A 16355-nucleotide genomic window follows, 5' to 3' on the forward strand; every position below is an offset into this window, starting at 1 on the left:
TTCCAATCTGGTGAGTCCTGACGTCATGCGAAAATGACGGAGCATCAGCAGAGACGAAAGGCCGTGAAAAGATGAGCAGTTCGAGTCTTGTACCGACGGACACCACCGCGGACGTCCGGGCGCGGGGGGCGGCGGCGGGCCGGCAGGTCGCGGTGCTCCCGGTCGGCAGCTACGAGCAGCACGGTCCGTATCTGCCCCTGGCCACCGACACGCTGGTCGCCTGCGCGATAGCCCGGGAGATAGCCGCCGCGTACCCCGTGCACCTGCTGCCGCCCGTGACCATCGCCTGCTCGCACGAGCACGCGGCCTGGCCCGGCACCGTCAGCATCTCCGCGACGACGCTGCACGCGATGGTGACCGACATCGCCGCGTCCCTGCGCCGGTCGGGCGTCGAGGCGCTGGTGGTGGTGAACGGACACGGTGGGAATTATGTTCTGGGCAACGTCGTCCAGGAATCCACTGCGGCGGGACATCGAATGGCGCTTTTCCCGGCGATGGAGGACTGGGACGCCGCACGCGAACGGGCGGGCGTACAGACCTCGTTGCTCAGTGATATGCATGCGGGAGAAATTGAGACCTCCATACTTCTGCATTGCCATCCCGAATTGGTCCGCCCCGGTCACGAGACCACCGATTTCCTTGCCGACGACCGCCGTCATCTCCTCTCCCTCGGTATGTCGGCCTACACCGATTCCGGTGTGATCGGCCGTCCGTCCCTGGCGTCCGCCACGAAGGGGAAGGAGTTGCTGGCGGGGTTCGTGGAATCCTTCGCGGCGTACTTCTCGTTGGTCACCTCGGATGCCTGGGGCGAGGGTCCGGTTCCCACTCCGGTCTCCCCCGCGGGCGACTGACGGCGGGCCCGCAGGGAGCCGTACCAGCGCCCGACGAGCACGAGGGCTCCCGGCAGGGCGGCCGCGAAGCTGAGCACACCGTAGACGACGGCCACGGTCAGCCCCTGCGAGGCGCCGAGGCCCGCGGCGCCGAAGGACCAGGCGGTGACGCCCTCCCTGGGGCCCCAGCCACCGACGTTGAGCGGCAGGCTCATGGCGATCAGGGCCAGCAGGGCGAGGGGCAGCAGGCGCAGCGGGCCGGCGGTGGAGCCGGCGACGTCCGCGGCGAGCAGGAACGTCGCCACGTATCCGGCCAGGACCGCCACGGACGAGATCAGCACGGCGGGGCCGCTGTCGCGGTTCAGCAGCACGCCGCGCGCCTCGGTGAGCGCGGCCCGTACCCGGCGGCCTCGACCTCCGCCGGACACGCTCGGCCTGCGGCCCATCCGGACCGCCGCCCAGATCGCGAGCGCGCCCAGTGCGGCGAGCGCCGTCACACCGGCCGCGCGCCGGGTCTCCTCCAGCACGGGGGACGGCAGCACCAGCAGGACCGTTACGCCCACGGCCGCCAGCACCAACTGGCCCGCGGTCCGCTCGATCACCACCGCGCGCACGCCCCGGCCCATGTCGCCGGAGCTCTGTCCGTGCCGCACCGCGCGGTGCACGTCGCCGAGGACACCGCCGGGCAGCGCCGCGTTGAGGAACAGCGCCCGGTAGTAGTCCGCGACAGCCGGTCCGAGCGGCAGCCGGAGCCCCAGGGCCCGCGTCACCGCGCACCAGCGCCACGCGCTGAACACCGTGGTCAGCACGCCGATCCCGACCGCCGCCGCGAGCGTCCCGGCGTCGATCCGCCGCAGCCCGTCCACGAACACGCCGGTGCCCATCCGCCAGAACACGACCACGAGGATCGCCGTCCCGGCGAGCGTCCCGAAGTGGGTGCGCAGGGCGCGGAGGAACTTGGCGGCGGGGGTGGCCTCGACGGAAACGTCCGCCGAGCCGACGTCACCCGGCGCACCAGCGTCGACGGCCGCGCCTGCGGCCCGACCACCGCCCGGGGCCGGCGAGGGCACCCGGGTTGCCGGGGCGGAAGCGGAGGTCGCCGGGGAGGGCGTCGGCGCCGAGTGTCCGGCACGGTCGGCTGCGGTCGGCACGGCGCCCGGGTCCGGGTCGGCGGCCGTCGGAAGCGCCGCGCGGCCGTCCGGCGCGGCTGGGGAGGCCGCACCACGGTCCACCCTGCCTCGTCGGTGCGCCCGGTCCGTGTCGGTGCCGGCCGTGGAGGCCGCGGCCTCCGTCTCGCGCGAGTCCGGCTCCGGCACGCGCGCCCCCGGTACCGCGGCGGCGGACGGCAGTTCACGCGCAGCCTCGTCCGGCGTCGGCGTGCGCGGCCTCACCCGGGCGCCCGGTGTGCTCGCCTTCACACGGGCCCGAACGCCGCGTGGGCGCAGGCGTATGCGCTCCCCCGTCGCCGGCGGGTGGGTCTGGACCGTCTCCTCCACCGGTGCCGTCATGAGGCTCCGCCCCTCGGCCGGGGCAGCGCCAGGAGGTCGCTGTGGTGGACGAGGACGCGGAGTTCGCCGGCCGCGTTGGCCGCGAGGCGGTCGCGGAGGTACGCCTCGGCCCGCTCGGTGAGTTCGGGGCGCTGCTCGCAGGCGGCGCCGACCCAGCCGCGCAGCCACTCCTCGATCAGGGCGGTGTGCCGGGTGTCGAGCTGCCAGGGGCTCGGGTGGACCCGGACCGTGGCGCCCTGCTGGGCGAACGCCTCGCAGGCCAAGGTGATCGCGTCCGGTCCGAGCAGCTCGCTCGCGCGCTGGTGGGCGTTGAACGCCTCGGCGATCTCGGTGTCCATGGGGTGCGCGGGGACGAGGTCCACCCGGCCCACGACCGAGAGCGTCAGCAGCGCGGGGACACCGGCGCCCGCGCAGGCCGCCGCGAGCGCCTCGATCTCCTCGCCCGTGAGCACGTCGAGCAGTGCGGACGCCGTGACCAGCGAGGCACCCTCGAGGTCGGCTGCCGTGAGCCGTCCGATGTCACCGCGCCGCGTGGTGACCGTGACCGGGCTGCCGTCGGCGGCGGCGCGCGGCGCCCGCGCGACGGCCAGCCGCAGCAGGTTCGGGTCCTGGTCGTGCAGCACCCACCGCTGGGCGCCGTCCAGCCGGGGCGCGAGCCAGCGCCCCATCGAGCCGGTGCCGCAGCCGAGGTCGTGCACGGTCAGCCCGGTGGCCCGGCCGGGCAGGTTCGCGAGGCGGATCCGCAGCGGGTCCAGCAGTTCCGCCGCACGGGCGTCGGCGTCGGCGCTCTCGCGCAACTCCAGCCACTGCGGCGCGTACTGGTGGCCCTCGGGCGCCGGGGTGTCTCCCCCGCGTCCCGCCATGCTCAGCGGCCCGCCCGTCGACACGGGCCCCTCCGCGGACACGGTCATGTCGGCTGAAGTGGTCATGCGGCCCTCCGAGGTTCGTGCCGCAGCCTGCCCAGCACATGGGCGAGGCTGCGGGCCGTGGTCGCCCACCCGTCCAGCGCGGCCCGGCGCCCGCGCGCCGCGGCCTTCAGCCGACGCCGTACGTCGGCCTCCCCGAACCAGCCACGCAGTTCCGCCGCGATGGCCGCGGGGTTCTCCGGCGGGACCAGGATGCCGGGCACCCCGCCGTCGGGGGCGCGGCCGACGGCCTCGGGGAGACCGCCGACGTCCGTGGCCAGGACGGGGATCCCCCGCGCGAGTGCCTCGGTGACCGCCATGCCGTACGTCTCGGCGTAGGAGGTGAGGACCATCAGGTCGGCGGCGGCGTAGCTGGCGTCGAGTTCCGCGCCCGCCTGCGGTCCGGCGAGGTGGAAGCGGTCCTCCAGGCCGAACTTCGCGATGAGCGAGCGGATGTGGTCCACGTACTCGGGGTCCTGGTCGAGTCCGCCCACCAGGACGCAGCTCCAGCGCAGTTCGGTGACGGTCGCGAGGGCCTCGACCAGCCGGTGCTGCCCCTTGCGCGGGGTGACCGCGGCCACGCACAGCAGCCGGGAGACGCCGTCGGTGCCGGAGGCGAGGGGCGCGATGTCGGCGCCGGGGGCGGCGACATGGACCCGCTCGGGGGCGAGCCCGTGATGTGACACGAGTCTGCGGACCGCCCACTCGCTGGTCGCGATCACGGCGGACACACCCCGCAGGGTGGTGCGTTCCTTGGCGTCGAGTTCGGCGGCGAGTTCGGGCTCCAGGCCGGTCTCGTCGCCGAGCGGCAGGTGCACCAGCACGGCCAGGCAGAGGCGTTCGGCCTCGGGGAGGATGATCTCGGGGACGCCGCAGGCGACCAGTCCGTCGAGGAGGACGACCGTGCCGTCGGGGAGTTCGCTCAGCGTCCGGGCGAGTTCGGCGCGGGCCGTGTCACCCGGGCTCGGCCAGCTGCCGTCGATCGCGTGCTTGTGCACCTGCCAGCCGAAGCCGGGCAGATCGAGGCAGATCCGGCGGTCGTAGGCGTTGCCGCCGCTGGGCCGGGTGGGGTCGTCGACACCGCCCGGCATCACGAAGTGCACGGAACGCAGGGACATGGGGATGATCGCGGCGTTCTTCAGTGCCGCGTTCTGCACGGGCACATAGCCGAGCCTCACTTGCTCTCCCCCGTTCGCCTGGGCCCCGCCCTTCACCTGGGCGCCCGCGTTCGCCTGGGCCGCGGCACCGGCCGTCTGGGCGGTGGTGCCTGCCGCCCGGTCGATGGTCATGTCGGTCACAGGGCACGCTCGTAACTCGCCCAGGCGATGTGGGACTCGTGCAGGGTGACCGTGAGGCTCGCGATGCCCTTGGCGTTCTCCCCGAGGGCGCCCTTGTGGATCCGCTCGGCGAGACGGTCGGCGATCACCTTGGCCAGGAACTCCGTGGAGGTGTTGGTGTTGGCGAACGCGGGCTCGTTGTCGAGGTTGCGGTAGTTCAACTCGCTCACCACGGCACCGAGCTCCTGGGTGGCCAGCCCGATGTCTACGACGATGTTGTCGTCGTCCAGTTCGGCGCGCCGGAAGGTGGCGTCCACGAGGAACGTGGCGCCGTGCAGGCGCTGCGCGGGTCCGAAGACCTCCCCGCGGAAGCTGTGGGCGATCATGATGTGATCGCGGACGGTGATGCTGAACAACGGACGACCCTCCAGTGCGGTACGTCTGCCCCCGGGCCGGGGCATGCCGTGTAGTACGGCTGCTCCCTACCCGTTGTTCAGCCGAGTTTTCCGGTTTCTTCGGAGGTCAGCGTTCCGTTCGGGCAGTTCAGGGCGGGTGGGGCGAACCGTAACACCAAGCTCAACGGCTCACGGGGCGTCGTAGCGCACCCGGTGGCACATCCCCGGGAGTTCTCCGCTCGCGAGCTTCGGCATGACCTCGGGGAGTTCCTCGAAGGCGCACTCCCCGGTGACGAGGGCGTCGAAGCGGGCGTCGGCGAGGAGTTCGAGGGCGAGCGCCAGCCGGTCCGCGTACGTCCGTCCGACGCGGGCGGCCGGGGAGACGGTTCCCACCTGGCTGCTGCGGATGGTGAGCCGGCGCGAGTGGAACGCCTCGCCGAGCGGCAAGGCGATCCTGCGGTCGCCGTACCAACTCAGCTCGACGACCGTGCCCTCGGCGGCGAGGAGGCCGAGGGAGCGTACGAGGCCCTGTTCACTGGCGCTGGCGTGCACGACGAGGTCGCACTCGCCCAGTGCCTCGTCGGGCAGGGCGAAGTCGACGCCGAGGGCGTGGGCGATGGCGGAGCGCGCCGGGTCCGCGTCGACGAGCTGCACGCGCACGCCCGGGTAGCGCGCGAGGAGCGCGGCGACCGAGCAGCCGACCATGCCACCGCCGACGACGGCGATCCGGTCCCCGATCCGCGGCGCGGCGTCCCAGAGGGCGTTGACGGCGGTCTCCACGGTCCCGGCCAGGACGGCACGCGCCGCCGGGACGGACTCCGGCACGACGGTGACGGCGCTCACGGGAACGACGTAGCGGCTCTGGTGCGGATACAGGCAGAAGACGGTCCGGCCGACCAGTGCGTCGGGCCCTTCTTCCACCCGACCGACGCTGAGGTAGCCGTACTTCACGGGCGCGGGAAAGTCGCCCTCCTGGAAGGGCGCGCGCATGGTCGCGCGCTGGTTCTCGGGCACTCGGCCGTGGAACACGAGCGTCTCCGTGCCCCGGCTGACTCCTGAGTACAGCGCGCGGACCAGGACCTCGCCGTCGGCGGGTGCGGCGAGGGTCTCCTCACGGATCTCGCCGTGGCCGGGTGAGCGTAGCCAGAAGGCATTGGCTGTCGGTTTCATGTGCGTCTCCGTGAACGGTCGAGCGGTTCGCCACGTACGCAGCGGTGGAAGTTCGCGGACACGGTACGCGGCGATGATCCACTTGTCACACGTTCGGAAGGTATGCGGTGGCCCTGATCAACACATACGACGGCCGGCTGTTGCTCTCGGAGACGACCGTGGGCGCGGGCGCCCAGGTGCTGCTCCTCGCCTTCCTGGGCACGGCGATCGGACTGGGCCCGGCGGGCTGGCTGACCGGGCTGGCCTTCGGGCTCGCCACCTGGGCGGTCCTCAACCGCGCCCTGCTGCGCACCCGGACCCGTACCTTCGGCCCGGCCAACCGCGTCACGCTCGGGCGGGCGATACTCGTCGGCGCCGTCACCGCGCTGGTCGCCGACTCCTTCCAGAGCTCACCGCCGGTCTCGCTCTTCGTCGCCCTGACCGCCGTGGCCCTGATCCTCGACGGCGTCGACGGCCAGGTGGCCCGTCGGACAGGGACGTCGACCGCGCTGGGTGCCCGCTTCGACATGGAGGTCGACGCGTTCCTGATCCTGGTGCTGAGCGTGTACGTCTCCCTGTCGATGGGCCCGTGGGTGCTGCTGATCGGTCTCATGCGGTACGTCTTCGTGGCCGCCGCCAAGGTCGCCCCGTGGCTGAACAACTCCCTGCCGCACAGCATGGCCCGCAAGACCGTCGCCGCCGTCCAGGGCGTGTTCCTGCTGGTCGCCGCCTCCGGTCTGCTGCCGTACGCGGCGGGCTTCGGCCTGGTCGCGCTGGCGCTGGGCTCGCTGCTCTGGTCGTTCGGGCGGGACATCGCCTGGCTGTTCCGCAACCGGGAGGGCCTCGGCGAGCCGATGGCCACGGTGACCGTGAACCAGACGGTGACCATGGCCATGGAGACGTCCGTCGAGCGCCGGGCGGCCGAACTCGTCACGAGCTGAGCCGTTCCCGGCGCTTCGCGGATTCAGCGGACCGTGAGGACGATCTTCCCGGTCGTCCGGTCGGTCTCCCCGAGCGCGTGCGCCTTGGCCGCCTCGGCGAGGGGGAAGGTGGCCTCGACATGGGCCCGCAGCCTGCCTTCCCCGACAAGTCCGGCAATGGCCCGCATGCCCCCGTGGTCGGCCTCGACCAGCAGTTTCTCCAGCCGCACGCCCAGTGCGGCGGCCTTCTCCTCGTCCTCCTCGCCGCCGACCGGCAGGATCGAGACGAGGGTCCCGCCCGTACGCAGCACGTCCAGGGAACGGGTGCGGACGTCCCCCGCGAGGGTGTCCAGCACGACGTCCACGTCCCGGACCACCTCGGCGAAGTCCGTGGTCCGGTAGTCGATCAGCTCGTCGGCCCCGAGGTCGCGCAGCAGCTCGTGCTTGCCCGCACTGGCCGTGCCGATGACGTACGCGCCGCGCGCCTTGGCGATCTGCACCGCGAGATGGCCCACTCCCCCGGCGGCGGCGTGGATCAGGACGCGCTGCCCGGGCCGAACGTCGGCGGTGTCGACGAGCGCCTGGTAGGCGGTGAGCGCGGCCAGCGGCAGGGCGCCCGCCTGAACGTGGTCGACGGTCGACGGCTTGGAGGCGAAGGCCCGGGTCGGGCCCTTGGCGTACTCGGCGTACGCGCCCGCCCCGTGCGGGTAGGGCAGCATCCCGAACACCTCGTCGCCCGGCTCGAAGAGGGTGACGCCCAGGCCGACCTCCTCGACGACTCCCGAGACGTCCCAGCCGAGCACGGGCACCGGGTCGGGGTGCCACAGTCCGAAGGAGCGGTTCTTCCAGTCGGTCGGGTTGACGCCGGCCGCGTGCACCCGGACGAGGATCTCGCTCATCCTCGGCTCCGGGCGGGGCAGTCGGGCCTCCCTCAGCACCTCCGGCCCGCCGAAGGCGTCCTGTGTCATCGCTCGCATGGTGGCCCTGCCGTCGTTGTGGCTGTCGCTGGGCCCGTCGTTGTGGTCGTTCTCGGTGGCTCGTGTCATGCGTACCAGCCTGCTGGGGGGCCACGATCACGACAATGGCAGGATGGCCATCATTCGATGGGATCGTGCCACACTGGTCGTATGACATCCCCTCACCGGGTGGTGGTCCTCGCGCTCGACGGGGTCTACCCCTTCGAACTCGGCGTCCCGAGCCGCATCTTCGACGCGACCGAAGGTCTCTACGAGGTGCTGACCTGCACGCCGGACGGGCGCCCGGTGCGTTCGGCGGCCGACTTCGCCGTCTCCGTGGACCACGGGCCGGAGGCGCTCGACACCGCCGACACCGTGATCGTCCCGTCCTTCGGCCTCTCCCCCACGGCGGCGATGCTGGTCTCGGCGGAGCTGCCGGAGCCCGTGGCGGCGGCGCTGGCGCGGATCAGGCCCGGCACCCGGGTGGTGTCCATCTGCACGGGCGCGTTCGTCCTCGCCGCGGCGGGGCTCCTCGACGGCAGGCCCGCCACGACGCACTGGGCGCTGGCCGAGGCGTTCCGGAGCCGTTTCCCGCGGGTCGACCTGGACCCGGACGTCCTGTTCGTCGACGACGGCGACATCCTGACCTCGGCCGGCGCCGCCTCCGGCATCGACCTCTGCCTGCACCTCGTGCGCAGGGACCACGGCAGCGAGGTCGCCAACCGGGTCGCCCGCCGCTGCGTGGTGCCGCCGTGGCGGGAGGGCGGCCAGGCCCAGTACATCGAGCAGCCCGTCCCCCAGAACCGCGCCCACGGCACCGCCGCCACCCGGCAGTGGGCCCTCGAACACCTCGACGCCCCGCTCGCTCTGGCCGACCTCGCCGAGCACGCCCGGATGAGCCTGCGCACCTTCGCGCGCCGCTTCAACGACGAGGTCGGCATGAGCCCGGGCCGCTGGCTCGTGCAGCAGCGGGTGGCCCGCGCCCGGCACCTCCTGGAGTCCACCGACCTCCCGGTCGACGAGATCGCGGGCCACGTCGGCTTCGCCACCGGCACGTCGCTGCGCCAGCATCTGCACGCGGCGATCGGCGTGTCACCGCTGACGTATCGACGCACGTTCCGGGCGCGGACGGAGGCTCCCACCGGGGCCTCCACCGGGGCCGGGGCCTCCACCGCGTCCTGACGGTTGCCGAGCAAGCCTGCTGCGGGACTGCCGGCGGCGCGGCGTGCGCGCTCCCGTCCTCACCGTCGGCGACGGAGCCCTGGGCTCCTGGAACGCGTTGAACGAGGTCCTCCCCGAAACCCGCCACCAAAGGTGCGGGATTCACTGGACGACCAACTGCCTCGACAGGCTCCCGAAGTCAGCTCGGCCCGCGGCGAAGAAGGGGCCGCCGCCCTGGCGACGGTCTTCGAGCTCGTCGAGTCCGCCCAGGCCCGCTGGCGAGCCGTGAATGCGCCCCGCCTCGTCGCCCTCGTCCGCGCCGAGGCCCGCTTTGGACGCGGCCGGCTCGTCGAACTGCCGCAGACGACCGCGGCGGTAACAGGGTGGCGGACCTGCCTCGAAGTTCGAGAACATCCGGTCATGTCGAATGGCACGACAGGCCAGGACCTTCCGGTCGGCTTCGGGTTCCGGCCGTATCGCGGCGACGAAGACGACGGCGCCATGGCCGCGATGCGGCTGGCGTGTGTGGAACGGGACCGGGTCGATGTCCACTCGGTTGTGGAAGGGCTCCCGACAGCGGCCGAGATCGCCGAAGCTTCCGCCAAGTTGGAGGAGCCGTCCAAGAACCAGATCCTGGTGGTGTTCGACGGAAGCGTCGTCGGCTACTCGACGGTCCGGTGGTGGCAGGAGCGGGACGATACGTGGCTGTACCTGCACCGCGGCTACCTCCTGCCCGAGCATCGCGGTCAGGGCATCGGCTCGGCCATGCTGAGCTGGGCCGAAGAGCGGATCCGCCGCCTCGTCGAACAGCATGGAACGGCGCGGAGGGCAGTGATCGGCGCGAACGCCATGGCCTCCGAGCAGGACGCCACGGCGCTTCTGCTCGCAGCCGGCTACCGACGGGCCTTCAGCCTGGTCGAGCTGGAGCTGGGCGATCTGCAGCAGTTGCCCGAGCCGGGCAGCGGGCTGCCGGCCGGGATACGGACAGGGCCGATCGGGACAAGCCACTACCGTGCAGCCTGGAGGACGGTCGTCGATTCGTACGCGGACACCGGTTTCACTCAGAGATGGCCTTTCCAGGACTTCGTCGACACCGCCGACCCGGCATGCTGGAGGGCTGCCTGGAACGGTCAGGACATGGTCGGCGTCGCTCTCTGCTCCATCCGCCGTCACGACCACACCGTGGGCGAGGTGGAAGAGCTGAGTGTCCGGGCGGACCAGCGACGCCTCGGAATCGGCCGGGTCCTGCTGCTCGACGGGCTGCGGACCCTTCGCGAGCAGGGTGCGACGACCGCCCGGTTGTTCACGGGCACGGCGAATCCGCACCGGTCCTACGACCTTTACGAGAGTGTGGGGTTCCGGCGGCAGAACGAGTACGTCCGTTACCGCAAGCCACTTGCTTGATCGACCGGCCACTACGACCGCGGCCTCTTCGGTCCACCGTCGGAGCGTGAGGTCACGTACGTCATCGGGCGAGCCCATTGGGGCGGGGGTATCGCCACTGCGGTCCTGACTGGACTGATCAAGCTCGAGCCCACGAGACCGCTGCACGCCGACGCTGCCGCTGACAATGCCGGCTCCATCCGCGTGCTGGAGAAGTGCGGCTTCATCGTCACGGGGAAGAGCCGGTGCTACGCCCGTGCTCGTGAACTGGTGTCCGCCCTCGGCGATGGTCGACGTGCCGCGGCGGACCCGGTCGACGCCGGACTCCGCGAACGCCCGGCAATGATCGAGGAAGCGGCCGGCCGCAGACTTGAGGTGGTCACGCAGGTGGACCGGCGCACGGACCCACTGGTCCCAGGGGCGGGGCGAGCGCGTAATCGCCCATTTGTACGTTCGGTTATTCGAATGCGTCGGATGTATTGACGCACTCACTTTTCCGGATTTAGCCTCTGTCCGATTTCGCGAACGGTGTTCGATATGCCGTGCAACGTGCCTGATGGGACAGTGAGTTGGTTATGGGGGCTTCCGACCGAGGCGCCACCCACCCGAGACGCCTTCACCGGCACTGAGAAAGCACAGCCGCCCGACTCGTGCCGCAACCGCACCACCTGGGCGGACGCACGCGCTCGCGCGCCCTGACCCGCCGTCACCACGGCGCCTTGGGCGAAGCGGTGAAACACCGTCGTCCGGATACCCCCGTCCGGCCCGCGCGGTGTCCGCGTCCTGTCCCGCCCATTGCACGACCAAGTTCCGCCGCCACCCCGCTCCCCCTTCGCCCGGCGGTGGCATCCGCACACGACAGGAGATCCGATGTCTGCGCTCCGTGCCCGGCTGACGGTGATATTGCTCGCCGTCTGCCTCCTCTTCACGGGCCAAGCCCTCACCACACCCCAACGGGCGGCCGCCGCCGACCCCGGCTACCTGATGGTGCACTTCACCGGTGACTCCGCGACCGGGCAGATGCTGTACCTCGCGCACAGCCCGGACGGCCTGCACTGGAACGACCTCAACGGCGGAGCGCCGATCCTCAACTCCAAGATCGGCACCAAGGGGGTGCGCGACCCCGCACTGATCCGCTCTCCCGACGGCAGCAAGTACTGGATCGTCGCGACCGACCTGTGCGTCCGCTGCGGCTCGACCTACCAGAACGGCAGCCCCCGCTTCGTGGTGTGGGAGTCGAGGGACCTGGTGACCTGGTCGAAGCCGTGGCTGCTCGACGCCGCCAACCTGATTCCCGGCGGACGCAACGCCTGGGCGCCGGAAGCGATCTGGAACCCCGAGACCAACGACTACGTCCTGTACTGGGCGACGAACGCCACGGTCAACGGCATTCTCAAATACCGCATCTACTACGCCCGTACCACGGACTTCCGCACCATCACCACCCCGCAGATCTGGATCGATCCCCCCGGCGGCACGCCGGTCGTCGACACCCAGATGACCGAGGTGCCCGCCGGCACCGGCCCCTACCGCTACCTGAGGGTCTCCGGCGACGGCCAGAACAACGTCGAGGGCAGCAACTCGATCCTGGGGACCTGGACCAACCTCGGCAACCTCTCCAGCATCGGCCTCACCGGCAACGTGGTCGAGGGCCCGGTCTGGATGAAGTTCAGGGACCGCGACGAGTGGGCCCTCTACATCGACCACAACAACGCTCAGGGCGTGCGCGAGTACATGCCGATCCTGACGACCAATCCGTCCGACGTCAGCACCTACCGGCTCCAGCCGACGACCGGCTACGACATGGGCGGCACCCCCAAGCGCCACGGCGCGATCATGACCCTCACGGCCGCCGAGGAGAGCCGCGTGCTCTCCCGCTGGCCCAACACCCCGGCCCAGCGACTCCAGTCGTACAACTTCCAGGACCGGTACGTGCGCCAGATCAACTTCGACGTGCGCATCGACCCCGACGTCACCCCCGTCGAGGACGCCCAGTTCCGGCTCCGGCCCGGCCTGGCGGGCACCGGCACCGTCTCCTTCGAGTCGGTGAGCCACCCCGGCTACTTCCTGCGCCACGCCAACTACGACTTCCAACTCGCCCTCAACGACGGCAGCGCCCAGTTCGCCGCGGACGCCACCTTCAACAAGGTCGCCGGCCTCGCCGACTCCACCTGGTCCTCGTTCCAGTCGTACAACCGCCCGGACCGCTACATCCGCCACTACGCCTACCAGCTGCGCCTCGACCCGATCACCACCGCGACAGCCCGCAGTGACGCCACCTTCCGCGTGACGAACTGACCCGCATCGTCAGGAGGTGCCGACGCCTCCGGAGTCAGCGTCGGCACCTCCTGGCCACCTCCCTACGCCCCGGAGGCACCACATGAGCGCAACACCCCTCCCGTCGCGTCGGCTCTTCCTCGGCATGGCGGCGGCCGTGCCGCTGTCCACCACCGGTGCGCTGACCCTCGGCAGCCGCTCCGCGAGCGCCGCGACGACCTCCCCGTTCGTCATGGCCTACTTCACCCAGTCACCGAGAAACCTCGGCACGGACTACGGCCTGCACCTCGCGGTCAGCACCGACGCGCTGCAATGGATGCCGTTGAACCAGAACAACCCCGTCGTGACCCCGACCGCGGGCGACGGCGGTCTGCGCGACCCCTTCATCCTGCCCAAGCAGGACGGCACCTTCGTCGTCATGGCGACCAATCTGAAGGGCACCGACTGGACCAAGAAGACCCCGTACATCCACGTCTGGGACTCCGCCGACCTGCGCTCCTTCGACAACTACCGCCTGCTGAAACTGCATGACATGGCCACCCACACCTGGGCGCCCGAAGCCTTCTGGGACCCCTCCCGCGGTCAGTACGCCCTCACCTACTCGGCCGTCAACAGCAGCGGACACAACGTGATCATGGTGAACTACACCACCGACTTCCGGACCGTGACGGCACCGCAGGTCTTCTTCGACCCGGGCTACGACATCATCGACGGCACCCTGGCGAAGGACGTGAACGGCGTCAACTACCTGTACTACAAGGGCCGCAACAGCCTCGTGGGCGCGAGGTCCACCTCCCTCACCCCCGGCAGCTTCACCCAGTTCACCTCCGGCCTGGCGCCGCAAGGAGGCATCGAGGGCCCGATCCTCGCCGAGGCCGCTGGCACCTGGTACCTGTGGGGCGACGCCAACGCCCTCTTCTGCACCTGGCAGACCAACGACCTCTCCACCGGCACCTGGACCCCCACCGACCGACGCGTCTACACCCAGCCGCTGAACTCCAAGCACGCCGACATCAAGCCCATCCCCCAGACCGTGTACGACAACATGATCGCCAAGTGGGGCAAGCCCGCCTGGAACCGGCTGAAGTCCTACAACTTCCCGGACAGATACTGGCGGCACGCCGACTCCCTCGGCCGCATCGACGCGTACCCGTTCGACCCCTACACCGACTCGCAATGGAAGCTGGTGCCGGGCCTGGCCGACCCCTCCGGCGTCTCCTTCCAGTCCCTCGACCAACCGACCCGCTACCTACGGCACGCCTATTACCAGCTGCGGCTGGACGCCAACGACGGCACCACGAGGTTCGCCCAGGACGCCACCTTCCACAGGACCGCCGGACTCGCCGACCCGTCCTGGTCGTCGTTCCGCTCTCACAGTCACCCGGACCGCTACATCCGGCACTTCAACTACGCGCTGCGCATCGACCCGATCTCCACCGCCACCGGCAGAGCCGACGCCACGTTCTCCGTCTGGTACTGACGCCACGCGCCCGCTCCGAGTGCGACCGGACCGTCTCTCCACGCCGGGCGAAAGCCCGAGGAAGCCGGTTACGGGACTTCCGCCCTGCGGCCCGCGCCGAGAAACGCACCGGACGCCGCAGGGCCGCTCTCCGGGCGACCACGGGAGTTCGACGACAGCCCCTAGGACGCCCGGGTGAGGCCCCGTAGAAGCAGATCCGCGAGGTGGGCGTAGGCCCCGGCGTCGTCCAGGCCCGTCGCCGCGACCACCTGGCGCTGCTGGATGCGGACCATCACCGAGGTGATGACCTCGGCGGCGAAGGGCACGTGGACCTCGCGGAACACACCGGCCGCCACGCCCTCGTCGATCAGCTGCTGCACCCGGGCGGCCGCGGCGCGGGTGTTGCGCTCGTACACCTCGGCCGCGGGTTCGAACGCGGCCACGTCGTCGAAGAAGGTCGGCGAGACGGGCGCGAGTTCGGCGGCGACCGCGCCCAGGTAGGCGGCCAGACGTCCGGCGGGGTCGGGCTCGGCCTCCAGCGCTCCCTCCACCCGCGCGGTGGCGCCCCGGAAGAAGTGCACCACGACGGTGCGGACCAACTGCTCCTTGCTGCCGGCCAGCCCGTACAGCGTGCGCTTGGAGCAGCGCAGCCGGGCGGCGAGGTCGTCCAGCGTGAACTGAGCGAAGCCCTCGGCGATCAGCAGGGCCACCAGATCCTCGAACAGCTCCGAGCGGCGGGCCGCGCCGCGCCCGGTCAGCCTCGGGGTGCCCGCGGCGGAGGTCTCAGTCATTCGATCAGTATCCCAGGGCGACCCTGCGCTACATGTACTGCTTACGCTACGCTAAGCGGTACTGAAGTACCGGCTTAAGTACCGCTTCGAGATCGGATGGAGTTCGACATGGCCGTCGACCGCATGCTGCCCACCGAGGAAGCGGAAGATCTGATCGCGCTCGTCCGCGACCTCGCCGACCGCGAGCTCGCCACTCGGGTCGAGCGGCACGAAAGCACCGAGGAGTACCCCGAGGGGCTGTTCGCCGTCCTGAGCAAGGCCGGACTACTCGGCCTGCCGTATCCGGAGGAGTACGGCGGCGGCTCCCAGCCGTACGAGGTCTACCTCCAGGTGCTGGAGGAACTGGCGGCCCGGTGGGCTGCCGTCGCCGTGGCCACCAGCGTGCACACCCTGGCCTGCCACCCGCTGAACGCCTTCGGCACCGAGGCCCAGAAGCAGCGCTGGCTGCCGGACATGCTGGGCGGCGAACTGGTCGGCGGTTACAGCCTCTCCGAACCGCAGGCCGGCTCCGACGCCGCGGCCCTCGCCTGCAAGGCGGAACGCACCGACGCCGGCTACCGCGTCACCGGCACGAAGGCCTGGATCACCCACGGCGGGAGGGCCGACTTCTACGCGCTGTTCGCCCGCGTCGTGCCCGGAGGCGGCGTCGAGTCCGGACGCGGCGTCGCGTCCGGACGCGGCGTCGCGTCCGGGGCCGGCGGCATCTCCTGCTTCCTCGCCCCCGGTTCGACCGAGGGCCTGTCCTTCGGCGCGCCGGAGCGGAAGATGGGCCTGCAGGGCATCCCGACCACCCCCGCCTACTGGGACGGAGCACTGCTGGAGGCCGACCGGCTGATCGGCGCCGAGGGGCAGGGCCTGCAGATCGCGTTCAGCGCCCTCGACTCCGGCCGCCTGGGGATCGCCGCCTGCGCCACCGGCCTCGCGCAGGCGGCCCTGGACGCCGCCGTCGACTACGCGGGCGAGCGCACCACGTTCGGCCGGAAGATCATCGACCACCAGGGCCTGGGGTTCCTGCTCGCCGACATGGCCGCCGCCGTCGACTCCGCGCGCGCCACCTACCTCGACGCGGCCCGCCGCCGCGACGCCGGCCTCCCCTTCGGACGACAGGCGAGCGTCGCCAAGCTCATCGCCACCGACGCCGCCATGAAGGTCACCACCGACGCGGTCCAGGTGCTCGGCGGTTACGGCTACACCCGCGACTTCCCGGTGGAGCGCTACATGCGGGAGGCGAAGATCATGCAGATATTCGAGGGCACCAACCAGATCCAACGCCTGGTCATCAGCCGCAGCCTGAGCCGCTGAGCCCGCGGGAGCCACCGGGGCCACCGGGGCCACCGGGGCCAC

General features: G+C 71.3%; 13 protein-coding genes and 3 pseudogenes. 9 read left to right on the forward strand and 7 right to left on the reverse strand.

Annotated elements, in window-relative coordinates; genetic code table 11:
* The first annotated feature begins 71 nt into the window (after nt 1–71).
* Complete coding sequence (locus tag GWK25_RS28635) at nt 72–851, forward strand: creatininase family protein (protein WP_215454288.1); 780 nt, start codon at nt 72–74, stop codon at nt 849–851.
* A gap of 113 nt (nt 852–964) precedes the next feature.
* Here GWK25_RS28635 and GWK25_RS44600 read toward each other — a convergent pair.
* From GWK25_RS44600 to GWK25_RS28655, 5 genes and pseudogenes are all read right to left on the reverse strand, one after another.
* Nucleotides 965–2338: pseudogene (locus tag GWK25_RS44600) on the reverse strand (lysylphosphatidylglycerol synthase domain-containing protein); the annotation flags it as partial.
* The gene (locus GWK25_RS28640; RefSeq protein ID WP_215454290.1) at nt 2335–3267 is read right to left on the reverse strand and encodes a methyltransferase domain-containing protein; all 933 of its coding nucleotides are present in this window, start codon (nt 3265–3267) and stop codon (nt 2335–2337) included. The pseudogene GWK25_RS44600 and the gene GWK25_RS28640, both read right to left, overlap by 4 nt.
* Nucleotides 3264–4541 carry a glycosyltransferase family 4 protein gene (locus GWK25_RS28645; RefSeq protein WP_215454292.1) on the reverse strand — a complete coding sequence of 426 codons (1278 nt, stop codon included), beginning with the start codon at nt 4539–4541 and terminating at the stop codon, nt 3264–3266. Before GWK25_RS28645 ends, GWK25_RS28640 begins: the two co-directional genes overlap by 4 nt.
* Nucleotides 4538–4936, reverse strand: coding sequence for a 6-carboxytetrahydropterin synthase (locus tag GWK25_RS28650; protein ID WP_215454295.1), 399 nt, complete (start codon nt 4934–4936; stop codon nt 4538–4540). The genes GWK25_RS28645 and GWK25_RS28650 overlap by 4 nt, the downstream gene beginning before the upstream one ends.
* Before the next feature lie 168 nt (nt 4937–5104).
* Entirely contained in the window at nt 5105–6085 is a 981-nt protein-coding gene (locus tag GWK25_RS28655; protein WP_215454297.1) for a zinc-binding alcohol dehydrogenase, read from the reverse strand.
* Nucleotides 6086–6192: 107 nt separating this feature from the next.
* On the opposite strand from GWK25_RS28655, the gene GWK25_RS28660 reads away from it, so the two are divergent.
* Nucleotides 6193–7005 carry a CDP-alcohol phosphatidyltransferase family protein gene (locus tag GWK25_RS28660; protein WP_215454299.1) on the forward strand — a complete coding sequence of 271 codons (813 nt, stop codon included), beginning with the start codon at nt 6193–6195 and terminating at the stop codon, nt 7003–7005.
* Nucleotides 7006–7028: 23 nt separating this feature from the next.
* On the opposite strand, the gene GWK25_RS28665 is transcribed toward GWK25_RS28660, so the two are convergent.
* Nucleotides 7029–7961, reverse strand: a complete 933-nt coding sequence (locus GWK25_RS28665) for an NADP-dependent oxidoreductase (protein ID WP_215457660.1) — start codon at nt 7959–7961, stop codon at nt 7029–7031.
* 150 nt (nt 7962–8111) lie between these two features.
* Between GWK25_RS28665 and GWK25_RS28670 the strand changes: the two genes are divergently transcribed.
* The 6 genes and pseudogenes from GWK25_RS28670 to GWK25_RS28695 all read left to right on the forward strand — a co-directional run bounded on the left by GWK25_RS28670 (nt 8112) and on the right by GWK25_RS28695 (nt 14241).
* Entirely contained in the window at nt 8112–9122 is a 1011-nt protein-coding gene (locus GWK25_RS28670) for a GlxA family transcriptional regulator (protein WP_215454300.1), read from the forward strand.
* Between the two features lie 10 nt (nt 9123–9132).
* Nucleotides 9133–9485 (forward strand): annotated as a pseudogene (locus GWK25_RS28675) (transposase); the annotation flags it as partial.
* A 36-nt stretch (nt 9486–9521) separates the two neighbouring features.
* On the forward strand, nt 9522–10505 hold the full coding sequence (locus GWK25_RS28680; RefSeq protein ID WP_215457661.1) for a GNAT family N-acetyltransferase: 984 nt from the start codon (nt 9522–9524) through the stop codon (nt 10503–10505).
* 24 nt (nt 10506–10529) lie between these two features.
* Nucleotides 10530–10748, forward strand: a pseudogene (locus tag GWK25_RS28685) (GNAT family N-acetyltransferase); the annotation flags it as partial.
* Between the two features lie 606 nt (nt 10749–11354).
* Complete coding sequence (locus tag GWK25_RS28690; protein ID WP_215454301.1) at nt 11355–12782, forward strand: glycoside hydrolase family 43 protein; 1428 nt, start codon at nt 11355–11357, stop codon at nt 12780–12782.
* An 82-nt stretch (nt 12783–12864) separates the two neighbouring features.
* Nucleotides 12865–14241 (forward strand): glycoside hydrolase family 43 protein, encoded by a 1377-nt coding sequence (locus tag GWK25_RS28695; RefSeq protein WP_215454302.1) that lies wholly within the window; start codon nt 12865–12867, stop codon nt 14239–14241.
* 161 nt (nt 14242–14402) lie between these two features.
* Here the strand turns inward: GWK25_RS28695 and GWK25_RS28700 are convergent, their stop codons facing one another.
* Nucleotides 14403–15011: a TetR/AcrR family transcriptional regulator gene (locus GWK25_RS28700; RefSeq protein WP_215454303.1), complete on the reverse strand. Its 609-nt coding sequence runs from the start codon at nt 15009–15011 to the stop codon at nt 14403–14405.
* A gap of 108 nt (nt 15012–15119) precedes the next feature.
* Here GWK25_RS28700 and GWK25_RS28705 point away from each other — a divergent pair, with 108 nt between their 5' ends.
* On the forward strand, nt 15120–16313 hold the full coding sequence (locus tag GWK25_RS28705) for an acyl-CoA dehydrogenase family protein (protein WP_215454304.1): 1194 nt from the start codon (nt 15120–15122) through the stop codon (nt 16311–16313).
* Nucleotides 16314–16355 lie beyond the last annotated feature (42 nt).

It is taken from the genome of Streptomyces sp. ATCC 21386 (assembly GCF_018728545.1).
Taxonomy (GTDB): Bacteria; Actinomycetota; Actinomycetes; order Streptomycetales; family Streptomycetaceae; genus Streptomyces.

What these genes read in the sequence shown, in the direction of transcription:
- GWK25_RS28635 (WP_215454288.1), top strand. Translation starts at nt 72, where the DNA reads ATGAGCAGTTCGAGTCTTGTACCGACGGACACCACCGCGGACGTCCGG.
- GWK25_RS28640 (WP_215454290.1), bottom strand. Translation starts at nt 3,267, where the DNA reads ATGACCACTTCAGCCGACATGACCGTGTCCGCGGAGGGGCCCGTGTCG.
- GWK25_RS28655 (WP_215454297.1), bottom strand. Translation starts at nt 6,085, where the DNA reads ATGAAACCGACAGCCAATGCCTTCTGGCTACGCTCACCCGGCCACGGC.
- GWK25_RS28665 (WP_215457660.1), bottom strand. Translation starts at nt 7,961, where the DNA reads ATGCGAGCGATGACACAGGACGCCTTCGGCGGGCCGGAGGTGCTGAGG.
- GWK25_RS28670 (WP_215454300.1), top strand. Translation starts at nt 8,112, where the DNA reads ATGACATCCCCTCACCGGGTGGTGGTCCTCGCGCTCGACGGGGTCTAC.
- GWK25_RS28680 (WP_215457661.1), top strand. Translation starts at nt 9,522, where the DNA reads ATGTCGAATGGCACGACAGGCCAGGACCTTCCGGTCGGCTTCGGGTTC.
- GWK25_RS28690 (WP_215454301.1), top strand. Translation starts at nt 11,355, where the DNA reads ATGTCTGCGCTCCGTGCCCGGCTGACGGTGATATTGCTCGCCGTCTGC.
- GWK25_RS28695 (WP_215454302.1), top strand. Translation starts at nt 12,865, where the DNA reads ATGAGCGCAACACCCCTCCCGTCGCGTCGGCTCTTCCTCGGCATGGCG.
- GWK25_RS28700 (WP_215454303.1), bottom strand. Translation starts at nt 15,011, where the DNA reads ATGACTGAGACCTCCGCCGCGGGCACCCCGAGGCTGACCGGGCGCGGC.
- GWK25_RS28705 (WP_215454304.1), top strand. Translation starts at nt 15,120, where the DNA reads ATGGCCGTCGACCGCATGCTGCCCACCGAGGAAGCGGAAGATCTGATC.